The 3,719-nt window shown below is 55.0% G+C and carries 2 protein-coding genes; both read left to right on the forward strand.

Going from position 1 to position 3,719, the window contains the following annotated elements:
- On the forward strand, nucleotides 1–883 hold an 883-nt coding region (locus tag AC2VLY_RS06405; RefSeq protein ID WP_486921958.1), incomplete at its 5' end, for a hypothetical protein.
- 6 nt (nucleotides 884–889) lie between these two features.
- Complete coding sequence (locus AC2VLY_RS06410) at nucleotides 890–3,712, forward strand: valine--tRNA ligase (RefSeq protein ID WP_486891660.1); 2,823 nt, start codon at nucleotides 890–892, stop codon at nucleotides 3,710–3,712.
- Nucleotides 3,713–3,719 lie beyond the last annotated feature (7 nt).

Consider the following 3,719-nt stretch of genomic DNA (forward strand, 5'->3'; position numbering starts at 1 on the left):
AGATAACGATGACGCACCCTTGCTGCTTACCAGGGTTGTACGAGAAGGTTTACCCCCGCAGCTTTGGCGTCATGAAGAATCACCTGCCATGCCGGAACTCAATAGCAAATCCCATAAAACACCGGCATCTCTTGATGCCGGACAGGCCGATAAATTTTCGATGCAATGGGAAGAGGCTGAGTCTGACTCTACAGCCGCCGCTGTCACAGAACAAACCAAAACGTACACACAGAGCGAAGTGCGTTGGCAGCCATCAGAAACAGTCAATCCGCAGCAGGACTTTGAAGACCGCGACCTGGAAGCAGCACTTAAGCGTATGCGCCAAGGACTCAGTAAGTTTACCGCCTCCAGATCCGAGCCTACATTTGGAGAAAAAAGTGATTCTGATTTCGCAGATCAAGTCGTTACTGGTCTGGTCAGCGAACACCTGAAGCCTGCACCAACAAATCCGGAACCCGCTGAAGAGCCTGTTGACGAAGTAATTGTAGGTGCTGCCGGGTCTGAGCCGGAGGCTTCCATTGCAGATGCGGTAATTAATCCATCCGACGAAGAACATCAAGAATTTGTGGAAAAGCATCCAGTGCAGGAACCTGTGCCAGACAACCCCCCGCTTGATCTGGATTTTCTGAAAGATTTTGAGCAATTACTTTTTCAGGAAATAGAAAGACAGGTCATTAACGAGGTGGAAGAACAGATGACTCAGCATCTGCAGAAAGTCTGGAAAGAGCAGGTCAGCCTGACCTTAATGCGCACGCTGGCGCTGGAAGGCATTAAATTGCGCGAAAGTCTTGCCCAGGAAATGCGCGCTTCCCTACCTGAAATTCTTCAGCGCGTACTGCATAATGGCCTGGAACAAATTACCCCCACCGAACCTGACCGATGAAGGCTCATGACTGACCATTTAGACCGCCCCTTCGCCCCCGCCGAAATAGAACAGACCTGTTACCAACGCTGGGAGGAGCTTGGAATATTCCAGCCTCAGCCCGGGCAAAACCCCTACTGCATCATGTTGCCGCCACCCAATGTCACCGGCACCCTGCATATGGGGCATGCGTTTCAGGATACCCTCATGGATATTCTTGTCCGGGTTCACCGGATGCGCGGCGAAGAAACACTTTGGCAACCCGGCACCGACCACGCCGGAATTGCCACACAAATGCTGGTGGAACGCCAGATTGTTCAGGAGGGTGGTGACCGTCATCAGATGGGGCGCAGCGCTTTTCTGGAGAAAGTCTGGGAATGGCGTCATACGTCAGGGGGACATATTACCCGACAGATGCGCCGTCTGGGCGCCTCCTGTGACTGGTCGCGGGAACGCTTCACCCTCGATAGCGGTTTGTCACAAGCGGTCACCGAAGTATTTGTGCAACTTCACGATGAGGGCCTCATCTATCGTGGCAAACGTCTGGTCAACTGGGATCCGGTCCTGCGCACCGCAGTATCCGATCTGGAAGTGCTCAGCGAGGAAGAAGACGGTTTTCTCTGGCATATCCGTTATCCACTGAGCGACGGCAGTGATTCTCTGGTGGTGGCGACCACCCGTCCCGAAACCCTGCTGGGAGACGCCGCTGTTGCCGTGCATCCCGACGATCCACGTTATGCCGCCCTGATTGGCAAAACTCTGCGTCTGCCCATCATGGGGCGAGAAATTCCGGTCATTGCCGATCATTATGTCGATCCGGAATTTGGCTCGGGGTGCGTCAAAATCACTCCGGCCCATGATTTCAATGACTATCAGGTGGGTCAGCGTCATCATTTACCCCTGATCAACGTATTTACCCCCGATGCCCGTATCCGTGACAGTCTTGAGGTATTTACCAGCGCAGAATCCGTCCCGGCCGAAGAAATTCCGGGCGCATTAAGAGGACTGGACCGCTATGCTGCGCGCAAGCAGATACTGGCACAGCTGGAAAGTGAAGGACTGCTGGTACAGACAGACGCGCACAAACTGATGGTGCCGCGTGGCGATCGCTCCCAGGCGGTCATTGAACCCTATTTGACGGATCAGTGGTATGTGAAAGTGGCACCACTGGCTGAACCCGCCATCAAGGCCGTAGAAGAAGGCCGGATTCGCTTTGTGCCAGAAAACTGGAACAAAACCTATTTTGACTGGATGAACCGGATTGAAGACTGGTGTATTTCCCGCCAGCTCTGGTGGGGACACCAGATTCCGGCCTGGTATGGACCCGACGGGCACATATTTGTCGCACGCCACGAAGCGGAAGCCCACAGTCAGGCCAGTCGCCATTACGGGATGCCCGTGACTCTGGAACGGGATCCCGATGTACTTGATACTTGGTTCAGCTCCGCCCTCTGGCCATTTACGACTCTTGGCTGGCCGGAAAAAACACCGGATCTCGCGCGCTTTTATCCGGGTAGCGTTCTCGTTACCGGATTCGACATCATTTTCTTCTGGGTCGCGCGCATGATCATGATGGGTTTGCGCTTCATGGATGAAGTGCCCTTCCAGGAAGTGTACATCCATGGCCTGGTCCGCGATGCCGAAGGTCAGAAAATGAGTAAATCCAAGGGTAACGTGCTGGATCCTATTGATTTGATCGATGGGATCAGCCTGGAAGATCTGGTTGCCAAACGCACCAGGGGACTCATGCAGCCGCAAATGGCTGCCAAAATCGAAAAATCCACGCGCAAGGAATTTGCCGAGGGGATTCCCGCCTTCGGAACTGACGCCCTGCGCTTTACCTTTACCGCTCTGGCCACCCAGGGTCGGGACATCAAATTCGATTTGAAACGCGTGGAGGGTAACCGGAATTTCTGCAACAAACTCTGGAATGCCTCGCGTTTTGCCATGATGCAGGTTCCCGAAATCGGCCTGCTGCACGGTGAGAAAGAACTGATGGCCCCGGAACGCTGGATTATCGGACGCCTGCAGCACTGTGAAGCAGCGGTAAACACCGCCATTGATCAGTATCGCTTTGCCGATGCCGCCCACGCACTGTATCAATTTTTCTGGAATGATTACTGTGACTGGTACATTGAACTCTGCAAACCGGTGCTGCGTGCGGACAGCCCGTTTACAGCGGCGCAGCAATGCGGCACCCGCAACACCCTGTTGCGGGTACTGGAGGCGGGGTTACGTCTGCTGCATCCGGTGATGCCGTTTATCAGTGAAGAACTCTGGCAGCGCATTGCACCCATGCTCGACAAAGGCGGGAGCAGCATTGCCGTAGCGCCCTACCCCATAGCCGATCTGCAACGTGTGGATCCCGAGGCCGATGCTGATACGGAATGGCTCATCAATGCCATTCGTGCCGTACGCTCCGTTCGTGGTGAGATGGATATCCCGCCGAGCAAATTACTGCCAATTTTACTGCAAGGCGGCGATGCCCGGGATCGTACCCGTGCTGAGCACTACCAACCCTGGCTGTTTGCCCTGGCCCGTTTAAGCAGTCTGGAATGGCTGACAGACAGCGAAGAAGCGCCTCCGGCAGCTCTGCAACTACTGGGAGAGCTGAAAGTCCTGGTCCCCCTGGCCGGAGTCATAGATGTAGGTGCCGAGCGGGCGCGTCTGCACAAGGAACAGCAACGCCTGGAATCCGACCGGGGTAAGACCCTCGGCAAACTGGGCCAGGAAAGTTTTCGTAGCCGTGCTCCTGCCGAAGTCGTCGCCAAGGAAGAAGAGCGTTTGCGGGAAATTGAAGCGGCCCTGCAGCAACTGGAGGAACAGGCAGCACGACTGGAGTTGCTCTGAACATGGC

This window comes from Acidithiobacillus sp. TH-A36, from assembly GCF_057473445.1.